17 protein-coding genes are annotated in these 18,806 nt (G+C 70.4%); 9 read left to right on the top strand and 8 right to left on the bottom strand.

All coding sequences use genetic code 11. The annotated features are described in order from the left end of the window. Positions 1-32: 32 nt before the first annotated feature. Positions 33-509, top strand: a complete 477-nt coding sequence (locus LXT21_RS38680) for a hypothetical protein (protein WP_254043256.1) — start codon at positions 33-35, stop codon at positions 507-509. Between the two features lie 54 nt (positions 510-563). Here LXT21_RS38680 and LXT21_RS38675 read toward each other — a convergent pair whose 3' ends face one another. Further along, the gene (locus LXT21_RS38675; RefSeq protein WP_254043255.1) at positions 564-1,103 is read right to left on the bottom strand and encodes a hypothetical protein; all 540 of its coding nucleotides are present in this window, start codon (positions 1,101-1,103) and stop codon (positions 564-566) included. Positions 1,104-1,312: 209 nt separating this feature from the next. On the opposite strand from LXT21_RS38675, the gene LXT21_RS38670 reads away from it, so the two are divergent. Continuing rightward, the gene (locus tag LXT21_RS38670; RefSeq protein WP_254043254.1) at positions 1,313-2,368 is read left to right on the top strand and encodes a zinc-binding dehydrogenase; all 1,056 of its coding nucleotides are present in this window, start codon (positions 1,313-1,315) and stop codon (positions 2,366-2,368) included. A 10-nt stretch (positions 2,369-2,378) separates the two neighbouring features. Here the strand turns inward: LXT21_RS38670 and LXT21_RS38665 are convergent, their stop codons facing one another. Then, positions 2,379-3,158, bottom strand: a complete 780-nt coding sequence (locus tag LXT21_RS38665) for a hypothetical protein (RefSeq protein ID WP_254043253.1) — start codon at positions 3,156-3,158, stop codon at positions 2,379-2,381. Between the two features lie 261 nt (positions 3,159-3,419). Here LXT21_RS38665 and LXT21_RS38660 point away from each other — a divergent pair, with 261 nt between their 5' ends. After that, positions 3,420-5,042: an ABC-F family ATP-binding cassette domain-containing protein gene (locus LXT21_RS38660; protein ID WP_254043252.1), complete on the top strand. Its 1,623-nt coding sequence runs from the start codon at positions 3,420-3,422 to the stop codon at positions 5,040-5,042. 24 nt (positions 5,043-5,066) lie between these two features. On the opposite strand, the gene LXT21_RS38655 is transcribed toward LXT21_RS38660, so the two are convergent. Genes LXT21_RS38655 through LXT21_RS38645 form a run of 3 tightly spaced genes read right to left on the bottom strand, consistent with a single transcriptional unit; the run spans position 5,067 to position 8,710 of the window. Beyond that, positions 5,067-6,506: an aldehyde dehydrogenase family protein gene (locus LXT21_RS38655; protein WP_254043251.1), complete on the bottom strand. Its 1,440-nt coding sequence runs from the start codon at positions 6,504-6,506 to the stop codon at positions 5,067-5,069. A gap of 24 nt (positions 6,507-6,530) precedes the next feature. Next, the gene (locus LXT21_RS38650; RefSeq protein ID WP_254043250.1) at positions 6,531-7,985 is read right to left on the bottom strand and encodes an aldehyde dehydrogenase family protein; all 1,455 of its coding nucleotides are present in this window, start codon (positions 7,983-7,985) and stop codon (positions 6,531-6,533) included. A gap of 44 nt (positions 7,986-8,029) precedes the next feature. Continuing rightward, positions 8,030-8,710: a TetR family transcriptional regulator gene (locus LXT21_RS38645; RefSeq protein ID WP_254043249.1), complete on the bottom strand. Its 681-nt coding sequence runs from the start codon at positions 8,708-8,710 to the stop codon at positions 8,030-8,032. 104 nt (positions 8,711-8,814) lie between these two features. Between LXT21_RS38645 and LXT21_RS38640 the strand changes: the two genes are divergently transcribed. Genes LXT21_RS38640 through LXT21_RS38630 form a run of 3 tightly spaced genes read left to right on the top strand, consistent with a single transcriptional unit; the run spans position 8,815 to position 11,395 of the window. Further along, positions 8,815-9,447: a phospholipase D-like domain-containing protein gene (locus tag LXT21_RS38640; RefSeq protein ID WP_254043248.1), complete on the top strand. Its 633-nt coding sequence runs from the start codon at positions 8,815-8,817 to the stop codon at positions 9,445-9,447. Beyond that, positions 9,444-10,049, top strand: a complete 606-nt coding sequence (locus LXT21_RS38635) for a glutathione S-transferase family protein (protein WP_254043247.1) — start codon at positions 9,444-9,446, stop codon at positions 10,047-10,049. The genes LXT21_RS38640 and LXT21_RS38635 overlap by 4 nt, the downstream gene beginning before the upstream one ends. An 8-nt stretch (positions 10,050-10,057) precedes the next feature. Beyond that, positions 10,058-11,395 (top strand): sensor histidine kinase, encoded by a 1,338-nt coding sequence (locus LXT21_RS38630; protein ID WP_254043246.1) that lies wholly within the window; start codon positions 10,058-10,060, stop codon positions 11,393-11,395. 12 nt (positions 11,396-11,407) lie between these two features. On the opposite strand, the gene LXT21_RS38625 is transcribed toward LXT21_RS38630, so the two are convergent. From LXT21_RS38625 to LXT21_RS38615, 3 genes are all read right to left on the bottom strand, one after another. Further along, complete coding sequence (locus LXT21_RS38625) at positions 11,408-12,157, bottom strand: helix-turn-helix transcriptional regulator (protein WP_254043327.1); 750 nt, start codon at positions 12,155-12,157, stop codon at positions 11,408-11,410. 80 nt (positions 12,158-12,237) lie between these two features. After that, a complete protein-coding gene (locus tag LXT21_RS38620) occupies positions 12,238-13,134 on the bottom strand; it encodes a fatty acid desaturase family protein (RefSeq protein WP_254043245.1) in 897 nt (298 codons plus the stop codon). 195 nt (positions 13,135-13,329) lie between these two features. After that, positions 13,330-13,692, bottom strand: coding sequence for a helix-turn-helix transcriptional regulator (locus LXT21_RS38615; protein ID WP_046710788.1), 363 nt, complete (start codon positions 13,690-13,692; stop codon positions 13,330-13,332). 695 nt (positions 13,693-14,387) lie between these two features. On the opposite strand from LXT21_RS38615, the gene LXT21_RS38610 reads away from it, so the two are divergent. Genes LXT21_RS38610 through LXT21_RS38600 form a run of 3 tightly spaced genes read left to right on the top strand, consistent with a single transcriptional unit; the run spans position 14,388 to position 18,632 of the window. Beyond that, a complete protein-coding gene (locus tag LXT21_RS38610) occupies positions 14,388-16,409 on the top strand; it encodes a HEAT repeat domain-containing protein (protein WP_254043244.1) in 2,022 nt (673 codons plus the stop codon). Between the two features lie 40 nt (positions 16,410-16,449). Next, positions 16,450-17,409 carry a ParA family protein gene (locus tag LXT21_RS38605; RefSeq protein WP_254043243.1) on the top strand — a complete coding sequence of 320 codons (960 nt, stop codon included), beginning with the start codon at positions 16,450-16,452 and terminating at the stop codon, positions 17,407-17,409. A gap of 8 nt (positions 17,410-17,417) precedes the next feature. Then, the gene (locus LXT21_RS38600; RefSeq protein WP_254043242.1) at positions 17,418-18,632 is read left to right on the top strand and encodes an extensin-like protein; all 1,215 of its coding nucleotides are present in this window, start codon (positions 17,418-17,420) and stop codon (positions 18,630-18,632) included. Positions 18,633-18,806: the final 174 nt, after the last annotated feature.

The raw sequence follows: 18,806 nt of genomic DNA, 5'->3' as shown, positions 1-18,806 counted from the left end.
CTGACGCTCGGTTCTTCTCAAGGAGAGTCTTCATGAAGCAGTTCCTCGCAGCGTTTGTGCTTTCGATGGCCGTCGCGACCCCTGCCATGGCGCAGCACGAGGGGCCGTTCGCCGACACGGCCGCGCTGGTGAGCTATTGGACGGCGCAGAACACCCAAAGCTCGCTGACGCAGATCTACGTCAATGGCAAGCGCGTGTACCAGCGCTCGGGCTTCGGGCCGGCCTTCGTCAAGGAGTACTTCGATTGCCATGACGGCTCCGGCATCAAGTCCTTCTGCAACAACATCTTCGACGGCTACTCGTCCGTGGAAGGCACGTACGGGACGTACAGCCCCGGGCTCGCCGTCTACCTCGACGGCGTGCTGTATCGCTCGGGCAGTCCCTTCTCTCGCGTCGACATCAAGACCTGCTACGGCGACGCGAGCTATTACGGCCCGGTGAGCTACTACATCGTCGAGAGCGTGGTCGATGGCTTCGGCCCGCCGTATCCGGGCAACAGCTGCTTCTGACCCGGTGCTCCGAGCCGCGCCCGTATCGTCGAAGGGGCGCGGCTCCCGGGCTGCTCAGTCGGGTTCGGACAGGCCGAAGTAGTGGGACAGGTAGTCGCCGAAGCTCTTGTACTTGAGCCAGAACTCGAAGCGGTTGTGGCAGCCGAGGACGGGGTACTCGCCCCGACGATTGGCTTTGTGGAAGAGCAGCAGGTGCTCCTGGCTCCCCGAGGGCAAGAGCTCGAGGGCGAGCGCGTTCTCCATGGTGGGGTCGGGCAGCAGGTCCACCCAGGCCTGGACCAGCTGCTCCTCCGTGAAGGACTCCGCCGCTGGCGTGTTCTTCGCCATGCCTCGGGACCAACCGGTGAGGATGTCCCGCAGCGGTCGGACTTCCAGTTCCGGGGGTGTGCCTTTCGCCAGGCGGAACCAGCTCGCGTCGAAGGCGAGCCACTCACGGAGGCTGGGTGGGAGCGGACGCGCGTCCGGGAGCGTGAGCGCGGTGATGGCTTGTACGTCGAGGGGGCGCGGGTCCTGGTGCTGGTGGAACCAGCCCTTGCCGCGTCCGCCCTGCTGCTCCAGGTGTTCGATGACCTGCTTCGTCGCGCTCAGGTTCATGACGTCCTCGCTCTACTTCGGAACGCACGACGAGGGGAGAGGGTCTCTCGTGAGTCACTCCATTGCGGCGTGAGCGTGGAATTGTGTGCTCACACTCCATTGGCCCGCACAGGGCGAAGCGCGTGAATCTCGCGTGCTAGGTTCGGCGCCTTCCGAGCTTGAGCGCCCGCACGGGTATGTCCGACGCGGGACGCAGAGGAGCAGAATCGATGGCAGACGCGAACCAGCGGACGATGCGGGCGGCGCGCTTCGATACGGCGACGAAGACGTTGACGGTGACCACCGTCCCGGTGCCGCAGCCCGGTCCCGGCGAGGTTCGAGTCCAGGTGAAGGCGTGCGGTATTTGTCTATCGGACGCGCACCTGCTGGACGGCTCGTTGCAGTCGCCGTTGCCGGTGGTGACGCCGGGACACGAGTCCTCGGGGGTCATCGACGTGGTGGGCGTGGGTGTGCCGCGCTGGACGGCGGGGCAGCGTGTGGCCATGGCGGGTGGCAAGCCCTGTGGACGTTGCGCGAAGTGCTCCAACGGGCAGCCGGCGGAGTGCCTGGACTTCCACATCATGGGCTTCCACTACGACGGCGCGTGGGCGGAGTACGTGGTGGTGCCGTACTTCGTGCTGTCTGCGATTCCGGACCACTTGCCGTTCGAGCAGGCGGCGATTCTCGCGGACGCGGTGGCGACGCCGTATGCGGGGTTGGTGGAGACCGCGCAGCTGCGTCCCGCGCAGTCGGTGGGCCTGTGGGGCATCGGTGGGCTGGGCGTCCACGCGGTGCAGATCGCGCGGATGATGGGGGCCACGCCCATCATCGCGTTCGACACGAACGAGGCGGCGCGGAAGCGGGCGCTGGAGTTCGGCGCGGACGTGGCGTTGGACCCGCGCGCGCCGGACGTGCGCAAACAGATTCTGCAGCACACGAACGGCATGGGGCTGGACGTGGCGGTGGACCTGGTGGGCGCGAACGCGGTGCTCGCGCAGGCGTCGATGAGCCTCGGACGGCACGGGCGCGCGGTGATGGTGGGCCTGTCACCGGAGCCCATCCAACTGGGCGCGGGCGTGAACTTCGGCGTGCGCTCACAGACGCTGCTCGGCCACCTGGGCTACGAGAAGAAGCACCTGGACCAGCTGGTGACGCTGGTGGGCGGCAAGCGCCTGGACGTGTCGCGCTCGGTGACGGCGACGCTGCCGCTCGAGGACGTGGCCAAGGGCGTGGAGCGGCTGGTGAGCAAGGAGGGCAACCCCATCCGGCTCGTCATCACGCCGTGACCTGATGAGGTCAGCGTGTGCTCGGGGACGCGGCGAGAAGGCGCGCCACATCCCCGAGCGTCGTGACTCCAGGGAAGCGCGCCGTGCTGGGGGACGGGGCCGGCCGCAGCAAAGCCGCGACGAAGACTCCGGCGGTCAACAGGACTCCGCCGAGGCACACGGGCATCGAGTCGAGCCGATGACCCACGACCGTGCCCACGATGCCCAGGATGAACAGCGCACCGCTCGCCCAGTGGGAGGGCGATGAAGGGACTTGGACCCGCGGGAGCGCGCTGGGCGACAGCAGCCCCACGACGTCCTGGAACGTCGACAGGTGTTGCCAGCTCTGGAAGGCGAGCGGCGTGGAGGGGCGCGCCCGCTGGAACGGGAGCCCCGCGCCCACCATCGCGGTCCGCAAGGTGATGAAGGCGCCTGCCGTCAGACAGGACGTGCCCGCGACGCGCAGGGGCTCGAGGAGGGGCAAGCTCAGCCGGGGGGCGAGGAACTCACACAAGTGCCGCATCGTCGGCTTCCGATGCGCGCGCAGGGCCGCGTTCAGCTCACGCGGTGGAACCTCGACGTGAAGCCGCATCTGGAGCCAGGCCGCGAGCGGCGTCCATCCGAACCAGAAGTCCCTGAAGTCGGCATCCAGGGCCGCCTCCCAATGGGACAGCGGCGTCTCGAGGTCGAAGGAGAGGTCCTCGTCCACGAAGCCATCCAGCGCGGCGTCGTGCACGAGCTTCGAGCGCAGCAGCGCCAGCACCTCTTCCGGCGTGGCGGGGCGTGTCCGCCACCGTCGCGTGTCGCGCATCGGCTCCCTCCCTGAAGGCGTCCGAGGTTAATGGACCCGGCCCCACGCCGCGAACCCAGGAGGCGGGCCCCGAATCCGCTCACGGCGGAACGGGGACCCCGTTCCATGTAGGTCTCCCTCCCGGCCCAGGGGCGTGCGCCACCCTGGCCGGCTGCCCCCGGGCATGAGAACCGATTGCCGGAGGTTCGGAACAGTCCTCCTCTGGCGTCCCCCATGGCATAAGGGCGCCGCGCCCGCTTTCTCCGGGCACCCCCTACGCACATGATTCGTCTCGACAACATCAGCAAGCAGCACGGCCAGCAGATTCTCTTCATCGAGGCCTCGGCCGCTCTCCACAAGGGGGAGAAGGTCGGCCTCGTCGGACCCAACGGCGCGGGCAAGTCCACGCTGTTCCGGATGATCACCGACCAGGAACACCCCGACGAGGGCCAGGTGGCCGTCGACCGTGGCGTCACCATCGGCTACTTCAGCCAGGACGTCGGTGAGATGTCGGGCCGCAGCGCCGTCTCCGAGGTCATGGATGGCGCGGGCCCCGTGAGCACCGTGTCCGCCGAGCTCAAGCAGCTCGAGGCCGACCTCGCAGACCCCGACAAGGCCGACGAGATGGAGAAGCTCGTCGAGCGCTATGGCCTGGTCCAGGGCCGCTTCGAGGAGCTGGGCGGCTACGCCCTCGAGGGCCGCGCGCGCGAGATTCTCGCGGGCCTGGGCTTCAGCGAGGAGATGATGGACGGCGACGTCGGCGCCCTGTCCGGCGGTTGGAAGATGCGCGTGGCGCTCGCCCGCATCCTCCTCATGCGCCCGGACGCGATGCTCCTCGACGAGCCGAGCAACCACCTGGACCTGGAGAGCCTCATCTGGCTGGAGGGCTTCCTCAAGGGCTACGAGGGCGGCCTCCTGATGACCTCGCACGACCGCGAGTTCATGAACCGCATCGTCACCAAGATGGTGGAGATCGACGGCGGCACGCTCACCACCTACTCGGGCAACTACGACTTCTACGAGCAGCAGCGCGCGCAGAACGAGAAGCAGCAGCAGGCCCAGTACGAGCGCCAGCAGGCCATGCTCGCCAAGGAGCTGAAGTTCATCGAGCGCTTCAAGGCCCGCGCCTCGCACGCCGCCCAGGTGCAGAGCCGCGTGAAGAAGCTGGAGAAGATTGAAAAGGTGGAGCCCCCCAAGCGCCGCCAGACGGTCCTCTTCGAGTTCCAGCCCGCGCCCCGCTCCGGTGACGACGTGGTGAGCCTCAAGGCCGTGCACAAGGCCTACGGCTCCAAGCGCATCTACGACGGCATGGACTTCCTCGTGCGCCGCGGCGAGCGCTGGTGCGTCATGGGCGTCAACGGCGCGGGCAAGTCCACCCTGCTCAAGCTGGTGGTGGGCTCCACGACGCCGGACACGGGCTCCGTGGCGGTGGGCGGCAGCGTGAAGCTCGGCTACTTCGCCCAGCACGCCATGGACCTGCTCGACGGCGAGCGCACCGTGTTCCAGTCCCTGGAGGATGCGTTCCCCCGCGCGGGACAGGGCTCGCTGCGCGCGCTGGCCGGCTGCTTCGGCTTCTCCGGCGACGAGGTGGAGAAGAAGTGCCGCGTGCTCTCCGGTGGCGAGAAGGCGCGACTGGTCATGGCGAAGATGCTCTTCGACCCGCCCAACTTCCTGGTGCTCGACGAGCCCACGAACCACCTGGACATGGCGACGAAGGAGATGCTCATCACGGCCCTGTCCCAGTACGAGGGCACCATGCTCTTCGTCTCGCACGACCGTCACTTCCTCGGCGCGCTGTCCAACCGCGTCCTGGAGCTGACGCCCGACGGCATCCACCAGTACGGCGGCGGCTACACCGAGTACGTCGCGCGCACCGGCCACGAGGCCCCCGGCCTGCGCGCCTGATGCACCCGTGAGACGGCGGGCCGGCTACTCGAACAGTCGGCTCGCCAGTCGCGCCAGCTTGCGCGCCTTGCCCGTGTACGGCGGGAAGAACAGGTGCGCCAGCGACGTGCGCCCCTGACGCAGCACCGCGCGCTCGTGGCTGAAGGCCTTGAAGCCCGCCTCGCCGTGGTACGCGCCCAGCCCGCTGTGGCCCACGCCCCCGAAGGGCAGGTGCGGGTTCACGTTGTGCAACACCACCGTGTTGACGCAGGTGCCGCCCGCGCTCGTCTCCTGGATGAGCCGCTCCACCGCCGCGTCGTCCTGGCTGAACACGTAGAGCGCCAGCGGCTTGCCACCCGCGCGCACGTGCGTCACCACCTCGTCGAGCGTGTCGTACCGGAGCACCGGCAACACCGGCCCGAAGATCTCCTCCTCCATCAGCGGCGCATCCGGCGGCACGTCCGCCACCACCGTCGGCGCGATGAAGCGCGTCTGCGCGTCCACGCTCCCGCCCACCACCACCCGCGCGCCCTGCGCCACCGTGCGGTCCATCAGCCCTCGCACCCGCGCGAACGCGCCGTCATCCACCATCCGGCAGAAGTCCGCGCTCGCCCGGCGCGCCTCCTCGGTGCGCCCGTAGAAGCGCTCCACCGCCGCCTTCAGCGCGACCAGGAACGCCTCCTCCTGCGACGCATGCACCCAGACATAGTCCGGGGCGATGCACGTCTGGCCACCGTTGAGGAACTTGCCCCACGCCACCCGCTCGGCCGCCGCCTCCAGGTCCGCGGACGTGTCGATGATGGCCGGTGACTTGCCGCCCAGCTCCAACGTCACGCTCGCCAGGTGCCGCGCCGCCGCCTCCATCACCCGCCGCCCCACCCGGGGCCCACCGGTGAAGAAGAAGTGGTCGAACGGCAGCCGCAAGAGCGCCTCGCCCACCTCGGTGCCGCCCTCCACCACGTGGACCTCGTCCTCGGGGAACGTGTCGCGCACGAGCTGTGCCAAAAAGCGCGAGGTGTGCGGCGTCTTCTCGCTGGGCTTGCACATCACCGTGTTGCCCGCCGCCACCGCGTCCACCAGCGGCGCCACCAGCAGGTTGAACGGGTAGTTCCACGGCGCCATCACCAGCACCACGCCGCGCGGCTCGGAGCGCACGTGGCTGGAGGTGCCAGTGAGCACCAGCGGCGTCGTCACCTTGCGCGGCTTCATCCACCCCTTGAGGTGCTTGCGCACGTGCTCCAGCTCCATGAGCACGGGCAGCACCTCGCTCGCCTCCACCTCCGCGGCCGGCTTGCGGAAGTCCGCGTGGAGCGCCTGGGCCAGCGCCTCGCGCCGCTCCAGGATGAGGGCCTTGAGCTTCTCCAGGCGGGCGAGCCGCTCCCCAGGGCCGCGCCTGGCCACCTCCCAGCGGCGGGCCCGCAGGCGCTCGAACGCCTCCCGCAGGCCCTGGGGCACCAGCTCCTCCTCCTGTTTCACCACGCGCATCCCGGCTCCTCGAGGCTGGCTGCCCTATTCCAACAACCGCGTCGCGCGGGAGGCCCAGTCCTGCGCCTTTCCGCGATACGGCGGGAAGAACACCGACGCGAGCGACTTCATCCATTGAACCGACACGGCCCGCTCATGGCTGAAGGTCCGGAAGCCGTAGACGCCGTGGTAGTGCCCCAGGCCACTCATGCCCACCCCGCCAAACGGCAGGTTGGGGTTCGCCACGTGGATGAGGACGTTGTTCACCACCGCGCCACCGGACGTCGTGTTGCGGAACACGTCCTCGATGGCCCGCTTGTCCTGGCTGAAGACATAGAGCGCGAGCGGCTTCTCCCCCCGCTGGATGTGCGCGTACACCTCGTCACGCGAGCGGAACGTCATCACCGGCATCACCGGCCCGAAGATTTCCCCCTCCATGATGGGCATGTCCGGCGTCACGCCCGTCAGCACGGTGGGCGAGATGTAGCGCGAGGGCCCGTCCGCCACCCCGCCCATCTCCACCTTCGCGCCCGCCGCCACGGTGCGGTCCACCAAATCCTTCACCCGCCGCCACGCCGCCGGCTCCACCAGCCGGGCGAAGTCGGGGCTCGCCTGCCGGGCCTCCTCCGTCTCACCGTAGAAGCGCGTGATGACCGCCTTCACCGCGTCCACGAACTGCTGCTTCTTGGACTCGTGCACGAAGATGTAGTCGGGGGCCACGCACGTCTGGCCGCTGTTGAGGAACTTGCCCCACGTCAGCCGCTCCGCCGCGGCCTGCACGTCCGCGGACTCGTCGATGATGGCGGGCGACTTGCCGCCCAGCTCCAGCGTCACGCTGGCCAGGTGCTGCGCGGCGGCCTCCATCACCTTGCGGCCGATGCGCGGGTTGCCCGTGAAGAAGAAGTGGTCGAACGGAAGCCTGAGCAGCGCCTCCGCCGTCTCCGCGCCGCCCTCGAACAGCGCCACCTCGTTCTCGGGGAACACGTCGCGCACCAGCCGCGCCAGGAAGCGCGCGGTGTGCGGCGTCTTCTCGCTGGGCTTGCACAACACGGCGTTGCCCGCGGCGATGGCGGCGATGAGCGGCGCCATCAGGAGCTGGAAGGGATAGTTCCAGGGCGAGAGCACCAGCACCACGCCGCGCGCCTCGTAGCGCACGTGCGCGGACGAGCCCGCGAGCAGCATGGGCGTGCCCACCCGCGTGGGCTTCATCCACGACGACAGGTGCTTCACCGTGTGGTTCAGCTCCTCCAGCGTGGGATGGATTTCGGTCAGCTCCACCTCCAGCGCGGGCTTGCGGAAGTCCTGGTGGATGGCCTCGGCCAGCTCGTCGCGGCGGGCGATGATGGCCTCGCGCAGCCGCTTGAGCTTCGCGACGCGCTCCGTGGCGGTGGTGCGCGACAGGGTCCAGCGGTTGGCGCGCAGCGCGTCGAACGCGGCCTGGATGCGCGCGACGTCGGCCTGGGGTTTGGACTCGGATGAGACGGGGACGAGCTCCAGCATGGTTGGCTCCTCGATGAACCTGGGGGGAACTTGGGGTGGGGGCTTCAGCGGGACTCGAGCCCGCGCAAGAGGGTGGTGAGCGCCGTCGTCAGCTCGGCGGTGAAGTCGATGCGCAGCGGGGCCATGTGCGGCAGGGCGAGCACCTCGCGCGCCACGGGCGCCACGTCCGCCATCTGTCGCAGGCCCGTCACCAGCGCGTGCAGGTGCACCAGCACGCGGGCGCCCTCGCCCGGATGCAGGAAGGACAGCCGCGACTCGAGCAGCGCGCCCGTGCGCGCCATCGCCTCCAACAGCCGCTCCTTGAAGCGGCGGGCCTGCTCCACGGACACGTTCTGCTCGAGCACCGTCTGCAGCATCGCCAGCAGCCGCGTCAGCGACAGCTCCGGCTCCAGTGACTCGGCCACCGCGCGCGCCAGCCACGGCCCCGTCCACGTGCCCTCCACCGTGCTCAGCGCCGACTCCAGCCGGGCGAACCACGCGAAGAGCAGGTCCTCCAGGAGCGCGAGGAACAGCGCCTCCTTGGTCGGGAAGTAGAGGAACACCGTCCCCTTGGCCAGCCGGGCCCGCTCGGCCACGTCCGCCATCTTCACCTCCGCGTACGAGGTCGCCTGATACAGTGCGAGCGCCTCGTCCAGCAGCACCCGCCGGCGCGCCTCCTTGTCCTCGTCCTTGCGCGCGCGCTTGGGCACCACCCGCCCCGCCTGCTCCCCGGAATCACTCACCATGCTCCTAGTGGTAGGTGACCTGAGGTCAGTCGTCAAGTGACTGAAGGTCATTTGTTTCGGGCGGCACCTGGAGTGTGGTGGGTGAGTGTGAGACAGTGTCCGCCATGCGTCCCATCCAGACGGAGCTGCTGTCCGGAAGCGAGCTGTACCGGGAGGTGGTGCTGGAGAAGCTGCTCCACGCCCGCGAGTCGGTGTGGCTGGCCACGGCGAACGTGAAGGCGATGTACGTGGAGTCGAAGGGGAAGTTCGTGCCGCTGGTGGACGTGCTGGACGGGCTGGCGGCCCGGGGCGTGTCCCTGCGCCTGCTGCACGCGGAGCTGCCGAGCCGCCCGTTCCGCGCGGCCTTCGACGCCCGGGCGCGGCTGGTGAAGGGGGGCTTGAATCTGAAGGTCTGCCCTCGCGTGCACTTCAAGGCAGTGGTGGTGGATGGGGCGTGGACCTATCTCGGTAGCGCCAATCTCACGGGGGCGGGCCTGGGGGCCAAGGGCGACGCGGTGCGTAATTTCGAGCTGGGGTTCGTGACGGAGGACTTCGACATCATCGACCGGGTGACGGCGCTCTACGAGGCGGTGTGGAGCGGGGCCGAGTGCCGGGGATGCAAGCTGCGTCACGTTTGTCCGGACCCCATAATCCCCGCACCCCTGGGGCGGGAGGAGGTGCGAAGCTCGCGCGGCGCTCCTCGGCTCGGCAAGTCCCGTCGGTTGAGGCGCGCCACCTCGGAGTCGTCACGACGATGATGAAGCTCTACTTCGCGAGGAACACCCGGGCCACCCGGCCCCGGTGGCTGCTGGAGGAGCTGGGCGTCCCCTACGAGCTGGTGCCGGTGGACGTGCTCCAGCGCGAGCACAAGAGCCCCGAGTACCTGCGCATCCACCCCATGGGCTCCATGCCCGCGCTGGAGGATGAGGGGCAGCCCATCTTCGAGTCGGCGGCCATCCTGCTGCACGTCGCGGACAAGTATCCGGAGCAGGGCTTCGCCCCGCCGCTCGGCTCTCCCCAGCGCGCCGAGTACTACCAGTGGATGTTCTTCTGCATGTCCACCATGGAGCCGCCCCTGTCCGCGTACTCCGCGCACAGCCGCTTCCTGCCGGAGCAGGAGCAGGTGGTGGGCGAGGCGGAGCGCGGGCGCCGGCGCTTCACGGACATCGCGCGCATGTTGGAGTCGCGGCTGCAGGGGCGGACGTTCCTGGTGGGCGAGCGCTTCACCGCGGCGGACGTGGTGATGACGTCCATCCTCGAGTGGGGCGGGAGCATGGGGCTGCTGGAGGACTTCCCCGCGCTGCGCGCCTATGTGGAGCGGCACCTGGCGCGTCCCGCGGCGCGGCGAGCCCTGGAGTAGGCGGCCCCGTGCATCAACCCGTCGTACCCAGTCCCTCGCCCTCGGAGCTCGCGGCCCACGTGGGGTTGCGGCGACGCAGCTTCGTCGTCTCGGCGTGCGTGCTGCTGTTGTCGCTCGGCACGCACCCGCTGCTCTTCGGGGGCTTCATCCCGGCGGTCATCGTGGTCCACGTGTTGTGGGCGGCGATACTCGTGGGGACGGCCGCGAGCATGGGCACGCGGTGGCTGACGGTGCAGCGCGCCAGCATCGTCACCGGGGTGGCCAGCATGGTGGCGCTGGTGCTGGACATCCACTTCACCGGGGGCCTGTCGAGCACGCTGTTCCCGCTGCTCTTCGCGATGCCGCTCATCATCGCCGTCTTCACGCCGGGGGACGTGGTGACGGTGTGGACCTCCGTCCTGTTGACGCTGGTGGGCGTGGTGGTGGCGTCCTGGCACTCGGAGGTATCCGAGCAGCGGCTCATCGGGCAGGTGACGCTCTTCTTCTTCCTGGCCTGGGTGGCCGTCTTCAGCTGCAAGCAGTTCCGGCGGATGCGCGACACCGAGCGAGAGGCCGTGCACGCGCGGCTGGCGGCGCTGGAGCAGCTGGCGCAGAGCGAGCACCTGCGGGCGGACGCGGTGCGCAGCCAGGCGGAGATGGAGCGGCTGGCCCTGGTGGGGCGGCTGGCCGCGGGCGTGGCGCACGAGGTGAACAACCCGCTGGCGTACGTGAAGTCCAACCTGGGCTACCTCGAGGAGGTGACGGTCGAGGCCGTGCAGGACCTGGAGGACATGCGCCGGGTGCTGTGGGAGACGCAGCAGGGCGTGCTGCGCATCGAGCAGATTGTCACGGACCTGCGCCGCTTCTCGCGCGACTCGTCGGACGCGGAGGAGGCGGGCAGCGTGGCGGAGGCGCTCGACGAGGCGGAGCGGCTCGCGTCGGTGCGGCTGCGCAGCCTGGGACAGGTGGTGCGCGAGGTGGAGCCGCACCTGGTCCGCGTGCGGTTGGGCCAGCGTCAGCTGGTGCAGGTGGTGCTGAACCTGCTGCTCAACGCGGCGGATGCGTTGGATGGGGTGCAGCCCTCACGCGCCGCGCGCATCGTCATCCGGGCCACGCGGGTGGAGGGCGGCGTGCGCCTGGAGGTGGAGGACAACGGGCCGGGTGTCCCGGAGTCCGTCCTTCCGCGCCTGTTCGAGCCGTTCTTCACCACCAAGGCCCCGGGCAAGGGCACCGGCCTGGGCCTGGCCCTGTGTCGCGAGTACCTGGCCCGTGTCGGCGGCACGCTGACGGTGGCCAACTGTCCCGACGGCGGCGCGTGCTTCTCGCTGCACCTGCCGGCCCACCCCGAGAAGAAGAACCCGGCCTGAGGCCGCGGGCGGCTACGACTTCGAGGGGCCGGTGCCGGTGGGCGCGATGGGCTCCTCGGGGGTCTTGTCCGGCTCCGACTCCGTCGCGGCTTTGCCCAGCTGCCGCTCGCGCCACGCGCTGGGGGACTCGCCCACCAGCTTCCTGAACAGGCTGCTGAAGTGCTGCAGCGACGCGCAGCCCACCTCCACCGCGACGGCGGTGAGCTTCATGTCTGTTTCCAGGAGCAGCCCCTGGGCCATGCGCACCTGCACGGCGTTGAGCTCCGCCTGGAAGGACGTGCCGGCCTCCTTGAGGCGGCGCTGCAACGTGCGCTCGGACATGCCCATCTCCCGGGCCACGTCCGACAGGTTGATGTCCGGCAGCTTGCCCTTCATCGCCTGGTGCAGCTCGCGCAAGAGCGGCGACTGGCCGGTGGCCTCGGCCACCAAGTCATTCAGCTTGGAGAGCAGGGGCGCGGCGCGCGCCTCGGGCTGTCCCAGCCACGCCAGCGCGGCGGCCGGCTCGGTGAAGACCTTGCTCGGGTACGCGCCCGTCAGGAGCGTGTAGAAGCCGCCCACCACCGCGCCCGCCACGCCCTCCGGACGCACCAGCGCCTGGCGCTGCACGGACGTGCCGAAGGACTTCTCTCGCGCCTGCATGTACTTCACGAGCACCGCGAAGGCCGCGGGGTCCGCCGCCTCCAACCGGCGCGCGTCCACCAGCGAGGCATGGGGCGCCGCGGGAGCCAGCTCCACGTCGAGCACGTGCACCAGCCTGCGCACGTGCGCCTCCGCGGGGCGTCCCCACAGGATGAAGCCGCACAGGTCCGCCGAGGCGTACCAGTGCAGGAACCCTTCCCCGACTAGGTAACGGCCGTGGGGGTCCCGGAAGTAATCGTCGACGCCGTCTGCCGATCGCACGGCTCGGCAGAATAGCGCTTCGCCACGTGGAGCACCCAGCGGGGATTGATGGGCGACAGTCCCGTCACCAGCTCCGGCCTCACCAGGGCCACGCCCTCCAGCTCCCGGGTGGTGGCCGGCAGGTCCCTCCAGGGCACCTGGGGCTTCACGTGGTGGGCCTGGTGGTAACCCGCATTGAAAAAGAACAGGTTGTACAGACGGGACGTGGACGTGGTGCCCAACGCGCCGCGCTGCGTGGAGTCCGTCTCGAAGTGGGCGGCCAGGTTGAGCCAGTGGATGCAGAACTGGCCCACCAGCAGCACCCCGAACCACGCCAGGCCCAGGGCGGGCCGCCAGATGATGACCGCCAGCAGGGCCCCGTCCACGATGAGGAAGTCCAGCGCCAGCTCCAGGCGCTGGTTGCGCTTCTTGGCCCAGCGCCAGACATTGGCCACGGCCTCGAAGGGCCAGAACCAGGGCGTCAGCGCCGAGCGCAGGCAATAACGCACCACGCCTTCACCGGGCTTGCGCCGGCCCCAGTCGCCCGGGCCGTCGTTGTACCGGTGGTGGTTGAAGTGGTGGATGTAGTAGCCGCGATAGGGAAACCCACACGCCATGCCCAGCGTCCGGGACACCAGCCAGTGCGGCACGCGCGACTTGGCGATGCTCACGTGCATGTGATTGTGCAGGACGGCGTAGTTCCAGAACATCACCGCCCAGCCCACCGCGCACATGCCCACGCGGCCCCAGGCGCCCAGGTGGTCCCAGCTCCAGAGGAAGGAAGGCAACCAGGCCCACCACAGCGCGTGCACCGCGAGCTGCGGCAGGTCGAGAGCGGGGGCGGGGAGGGGGCGAGTCATGGGGCACGAAGCTAGGCCCGCCCCTGTCTCGCCGCTTCATTCCATGCGCCAAGCGATTGCGAAAACGCGCAACCTCGAGCGTCCTCCGCTGGCATCGCTTTCAACCCGGGTCCACCCCGCCCCGGTGCTGATTCCGCCCGCGCTCGCCGTCTTCCGCGTGACAGGAATGGGCGAGCGCGAGCGGCACCTCCGCGCTCACGACTCCAGCGCGTTGGCGACCTGACCCAGCAAGCGCAGCCGGGGCGCGTCCAGCTTGCGCACCGTGCGCAGCAGCCGGCGGACCTCGGGACGCTCGCGGTACTCCGGCGGGTCCTCGGCGAGCGTGGGCGCGCCTTCGACGCCGGCCGTCATGCCCAGCAGCACGTCCGAGGAGCAGTTGAGAACCAGACACAGCTTCCTCAGCGTGCGGACGCTGGGGAGCATGTGACCGCGCTCCAGCCGCCCGTACACCTCGGTGGCGATGCCCACGCGCTCGGCCACATCGGCCTGGGTGAGCTCCAGCCGCTGCCGCGCCGCGCGAACTGCATTTCCAATGATGGTGGCCAATCGTTGTTCCATGGCGTGCGGAAACCTGTCGAAAAGAGGGCTTCGCCCCCCGCGCTCAGGCGGAGAGGTTCCGGGGAGAAGTGACTGCGGGTTCGGTGCCTCGTGGAACACAGACTACGGGTGGGGTCTGACATTCAGGTGCTTCCGGAATGGCGTGCGAAAGCGCTTGAAAAAAGCGTCGCCGGGGAGCCTCGCGGGAGGCCCGCGGAAGGCCCTTCCGGCGAGGCTCCGGACGTGGGCTCCGGCGCGCTCCGGGGGTGCCTCGCGGAGGCGGGTGGTGTCGCGTGGTCGACACCGCTGGGGCCCGAAAACTCGGCGCGGGGGCGATTTCCACGCGGCGCGTGGGGTGGTTGCCACGCGCGGACCGGGACAGGCCTCGGGCACGTGGCTGCGCGCGTGGGCGAAGCTCACCGCGGGCGTCTGTCGGCGCGTTCGTCCGGTGCTGGACGTCACTGGCCGGACGGCCGCACTCGCGGTGCTGGGGCGTGGGGGTGGAGTCCGGGCCGTCGGCGAGCGGCGGGAAGCCGGGGCTCACGTCCGAGGCCGAAAATTCGGCCTGCGCGGCGTTGTCAATGGACGGGCGGGGACTTCACGGAAAAGCCCTGGTGTTTCCGTGGTTTACGAAGGCGGGACGTCTGACGTAGGGTGGGCGCCCCCTGGTGGGTCGGGGGTGCACCGCGTGCCTCGCGGGGAGGGCCGTTGAGGTCGTGAGCGACGAGCGTCCGGACGCGCTGCTCAAGAGCGCACTCGAGAAAATTGTCTACTTCGAGGCCCGTGCGGAGCAGTTGCTCAGCGAGCTGGGCTCGACGCGTGAGGAGATGGAGCACCTCAAGCGCGAGCTCGCGGAGACACATCAGCGGGAGCTGGAGCTGCGGCGTGAGGTGGCGGAGCTGGAGGTGCGCTCCGGTCGCGCCCAGGCCGAGCGCGAGGAGTCGGCGCGGCTGACGCAGGCTTTGCGCGGCGAGCGCGACCAGCTGATGGACCGGTTGCTGTCGGCGAGCCGGCTGCGCGCCTCCACGCAGGCGCGCGACGACGAGGACGATGACCTGGGGTTCGACCTGGCGTCGTTCATCTCGCAGCTTCGCAGCGAGGCGTTGCTGCGGGGCGAGACGGGCAAGGGCGCGGCGGCGACGGTGATGTCGATGAAGGTCCCCGTGCGGGCGCCCGCGGTGCCGCTGGCCGAGCCGGTGGCGAAGCCTCCGCCTCCCGCGGTGGCGTCGACCGCGCTGTTGGAGCCGCTGCTGGAGGGCTTGTCGCCGGTGGCGCGCGAGGCGCAGCGCTTCCTGCAGGCGGGGCGGTTGGGCGTGAGCGCGGCGCAGCTCGCGGAGCTGTCCGGGCAGGGGGGGCTGGGGGCTCCGACGGACGAGACGCTGTTCGGGTTCTCGGTGCGGGAGCTTTCGGCGCAGGACCCCGCGGCGCGCATTCGCGCGGCGGAGCGGCTCAAGGCGCTGTCGCAGCCCGCGGCGGCTCCGGCGCTGGCGAGCGCGCTGCACGCGGAGACGGACTCGGCGGCGCAGGTGGCGCTGCTCCAGGCGTTCGCGGCGCTGTGCCGGGAAGAGGGCGCGCAGGTGGTGTCGCCGCTGTTGTCCTCGCCGGTTCCGGAGGTGCGCATCGCGGCGCTCAAGGCGCTGTTGACGCTGGCGCCCCGGGACGCGGCGCCGCACCTGGCGCAGGCGATGAAGGACCCGGACCGCTCGGTGCGTCGGCGCGCGTCGCTGCTGGCGCTGGGGCTGGAGGGCGAGACGGCGCGCCGGCTGGGCGAGGAGGCCATCCACGACGCGGACGCGGAGGTCCGTTCGCTGGCGGCGCTGGCGCTGGGCGCGGGGAGTGGTGAGAACGCGCGCGCCTTGTTGCTGGAGGCGCTCGGGGACCGCGAGCTGCGCGTGCGCAAGGCGGCGGCGCAGAGCCTGTCGCGCATCCTGGGGCAGGATGTGTCCGGCGTCGTCGCGCTGGACGACACGCACCGTCGCCGGGAGATTCGTCGACTGGCGACGTTGCCGGTCAAGCCCGTGCGCGCGCGGCTCGATGCGCCGGCGCGGGTGGTGGTCATGGCCTCGGCACCGGCCCCGGTGGTCGCGACCGTGGCTCCCGCGGTCGTGGTGGCCCAGCCCGTGATGGCCGTGGTGGGCGCTCGCCAGGGCGCCATGTCGACTCCGGCGATGGGAGCTCGTCCCGTCGCGCCGCCGACGCACGGGGCCCAGGCGCCGCAGGCCCGTGCCTCGGTGCCTTCCTCGACGCATGCCGTTCAGGCGCCGCAGGCCCGCGCCTCGGTGCCTTCATCGACCCACGCAGTTCAGGCGCCGCAGGCCCGCGCCCCGGCTCCGCCCCAGCCCGCGCAGCCCGTGGCCCGCGCGGCGCCCCAGCCCGTGGTGGCCCCGCCGACCGCGGTTGCCCCGCAGCGCGCCGCGCCTGCGCCTTCCCGTCCCGCCGCTCCGGCGCCGCGGCTCTCGCCCGTGCAGGCGGCCCTGGTCGCCATGGGGGCTCCGGCGCCGCAGCCCGCGACGCGCCCCGAGGAGCCCCGGCCCGTCGCCGCGCGCCCGAGCGCCTCTCCCGTCGAGACCCTCTGTTCCCCCATGCTCCACGAGGTCCGCGTGGCAGTCCGTGGTCGCTCGCTCGCCGAGCTGACGGCCGCCCTGGGGGTGCCCGTCGAGCTCGCTCAGGAAGCAATCACCCTGCTCTCAGCCCGAGGGGCCGTGGTCCGAAGGGGACACAAATACTTCGCCGCTTGAGGCAAGGTAGCCGTCCCGTACGTCTTTTGAAGGGTCGTTCATGGAAGCGCCGACATACAGCTCGAAGCAGGTGGCCGAGATGCTCGGCGTGTCTCCGAAAGCGATTCCGGAGGACGCGAGGAAGGACGTGTACACCCCGGACGACGTCTGGGACCTGCGCACGACGCTCAACCGCTTCCCGGACAAGGTGGGCCACCGCCGCCAGCTGTTCCTGAACTTCAAGGGCGGCACCGGCAAGACCTCCCTGTCCACGTCCTACGCGTGGCGCGTGGCGGAGCTGGGCTACTCGGTGCTGCTCATCGACCTGGACAGCCAGGGCCACGCCACCAAGTGCCTGGGCTACGAGGGCGAGGAGTTCGAGAAGACGCTGCTCGACGTGCTGGTGCGCAAGACGCCCCTGGTCAAGGTCATCCAGAAGTCCCCGCTGCCCAACCTGGACTTCGTCCCGTCCAACCTCAGCATGTCCACCATGGACCTCTCGCTGATGCCCATGGCCGGCCGCGAGTTCAAGCTGCGCAACGCGCTCAAGGACGTGGAGGCCCAGTACGACGTCATCGTCTTCGACGCGCCGCCGTCCTTCGGCCTGCTCAACCTCAACGCGCTGATGGCGGCCAACGACTTGTTCGTCCCCGTGCTGGCGGACTTCCTGTCGTTCCACGGCCTGAAGCTGCTGTTCGAGACGGTGCAGAGCCTGGAGGAGGACCTCAACCACGTGCTGGACCACGTGTTCATCGTGGTGAACTCCTTCAACGCCACCTTCAAGCTGGCGAAGGAGGCGCTGGAGGCGCTCCAGACGCACTACCCGGAGTTCCTGCTGCCGACCATCATCCGGCAGTGCACCAAGTTCGCCCAGGCCTCGAGCGAGGGGCGCCCGGTCTTCGTCGCGGACCCCACGTCGAAGGGCGCCAACGACATCCAGGCCATGATTGACAACGTCCTGCCGCGCCTCGTCGCCGCGGCCGCCGCCGCCCCGAAGAAGGGCACCCAGCAGGCTGGCTGAGATTCGCCATGAAGAAAGCCTTCGAACAGAACGTGTCCCGCGCCAAGCCGCGCCTCCGCCTGGGGGCGTTCACCGGCGCCGTCGACCAGACCGAGCCCACCGAGCCTCCCGAGCAGGCCGCCGACGTCGCTCCCCCCGAGCCGCCGAGCGCCGACCTGTCCTCGGAGGTCCGCGCCCGCATCGAGCGTGCCCGCGCCCCGCGTCCCACCGCCGCGGAGGCGATGGAGGTGGCGCTGTCGCAGCCCGAGGGGCCGCGCGCGCGGGAGCCGGTGTTCACCCAGCAGGTCGCCGAGCCGGTGACGTATGCGTCTCCGGAGCCGGAGGCCGCCGTCTACGACGACGAGGTGAGCGAGGCGCCCGTCACCTACGCTGCTCCACCCACCGTGGCGTTCCACCTGGACGGCCTCGAGGCCGGGCAGTCGTCGGAGGCGCACCCCATGACGCAGGGCTCTCCCCACGCTTCGCTTCCCCACGTCACCGCCACCGTCGCGGAGCCCGTGGCGCGCGTCGAGGCGCCGCCGCAGGAGGTGGAGGTGCAGACGCCCGCGCCGCCGCGCGAGGAGGCCATGGATTCGGACGCGCGTCGTGAGCGGCTCAAGGCCCGGCTCAAGGCGGTGCGCGAGAATCCGCGCCCGGAGCCCCTGCCGGCCACCGTCGCGGAGGCGGGCCAGCGCGCGGTCGAGCGCATCACCCACCTGCAGGCGGAGCTGGTGAAGGTGAAGGCGGCGAACCTGTCCCTCACGCAGGAGCTGGAGGTGGCGCGCCGTCAGGCGGAGAAGGCCACCGAAGAGGCTCGGCTGCGCATGGACGAGGCGCGCCGGCTGTCGTCGGAGATGGAAGGCCGCGTGAAGCTGCTCGCGGACCTGGAGCGGGAGCTCGCGGCGCTGGAGGGTGAGCGCGACGAGGCGCTGTTGTCCCTCCAGGAGAACCGCCAGGCGCTCCAGGCCTCCGCGAAGGAGCACGAGAAGCTCGAGGAGGAGGTCGTCCGGGGCAAGCAGGCCCTGGTGGACAGCCTCGCCGAGGAGGAGCGTCTCGCCACGGAGCTCGAGTCCGCGAAGGACGAGTCGATGTCGCTGCGCCGCGCGGTGGAGGCGCTGCAGGGAGAGCGGGACGTGCTCGCCCAGCAGGTGGCCTCGCTCACCGCCGAGCGCGCCGAGCTGCTCGAGGCTCGCAAGGCGCTCGAGGCCGTGCACCGCGCGCTGAGCCAGGCCGCGGCGCGCTGAAGCGGTGCGTGCTCGGCTCGCCGAGCATTCTGTCTGGATGCGCGCGAGCTGGAGCCGCGCGCCGAGGCGGGCCTCGCACTGAGGCGGGCGTGCTGGGCTCACCGAGCACGTCGCCTGTTCGGATGCGCGCGGGCCGAGCCCCTGCACCGCACGCTGAGGCATCCGCTGAGGTCG

Origin of the sequence: Myxococcus guangdongensis, assembly GCF_024198255.1 — a bacterium.
GTDB classification, from domain to species: Bacteria; Myxococcota; Myxococcia; order Myxococcales; family Myxococcaceae; genus Myxococcus; species Myxococcus guangdongensis.
Note: the sequence above shows the minus strand (reverse complement) of the source record. Positions and strands in the feature narration are given on the sequence as shown.

Coding starts and splice junctions, on each gene's coding strand:
- LXT21_RS38680 (WP_254043256.1), top strand. CDS start 33: ATGAAGCAGTTCCTCGCAGCGTTTGTGCTTTCGATGGCCGTCGCGACC.
- LXT21_RS38675 (WP_254043255.1), bottom strand. CDS start 1,103: ATGAACCTGAGCGCGACGAAGCAGGTCATCGAACACCTGGAGCAGCAG.
- LXT21_RS38670 (WP_254043254.1), top strand. CDS start 1,313: ATGGCAGACGCGAACCAGCGGACGATGCGGGCGGCGCGCTTCGATACG.
- LXT21_RS38665 (WP_254043253.1), bottom strand. CDS start 3,158: ATGCGCGACACGCGACGGTGGCGGACACGCCCCGCCACGCCGGAAGAG.
- LXT21_RS38660 (WP_254043252.1), top strand. CDS start 3,420: ATGATTCGTCTCGACAACATCAGCAAGCAGCACGGCCAGCAGATTCTC.
- LXT21_RS38655 (WP_254043251.1), bottom strand. CDS start 6,506: ATGCGCGTGGTGAAACAGGAGGAGGAGCTGGTGCCCCAGGGCCTGCGG.
- LXT21_RS38650 (WP_254043250.1), bottom strand. CDS start 7,985: ATGCTGGAGCTCGTCCCCGTCTCATCCGAGTCCAAACCCCAGGCCGAC.
- LXT21_RS38645 (WP_254043249.1), bottom strand. CDS start 8,710: ATGGTGAGTGATTCCGGGGAGCAGGCGGGGCGGGTGGTGCCCAAGCGC.
- LXT21_RS38640 (WP_254043248.1), top strand. CDS start 8,815: ATGCGTCCCATCCAGACGGAGCTGCTGTCCGGAAGCGAGCTGTACCGG.
- LXT21_RS38635 (WP_254043247.1), top strand. CDS start 9,444: ATGATGAAGCTCTACTTCGCGAGGAACACCCGGGCCACCCGGCCCCGG.
- LXT21_RS38620 (WP_254043245.1), bottom strand. CDS start 13,134: ATGACTCGCCCCCTCCCCGCCCCCGCTCTCGACCTGCCGCAGCTCGCG.
- LXT21_RS38615 (WP_046710788.1), bottom strand. CDS start 13,692: ATGGAACAACGATTGGCCACCATCATTGGAAATGCAGTTCGCGCGGCG.
- LXT21_RS38605 (WP_254043243.1), top strand. CDS start 16,450: ATGGAAGCGCCGACATACAGCTCGAAGCAGGTGGCCGAGATGCTCGGC.
- LXT21_RS38600 (WP_254043242.1), top strand. CDS start 17,418: ATGAAGAAAGCCTTCGAACAGAACGTGTCCCGCGCCAAGCCGCGCCTC.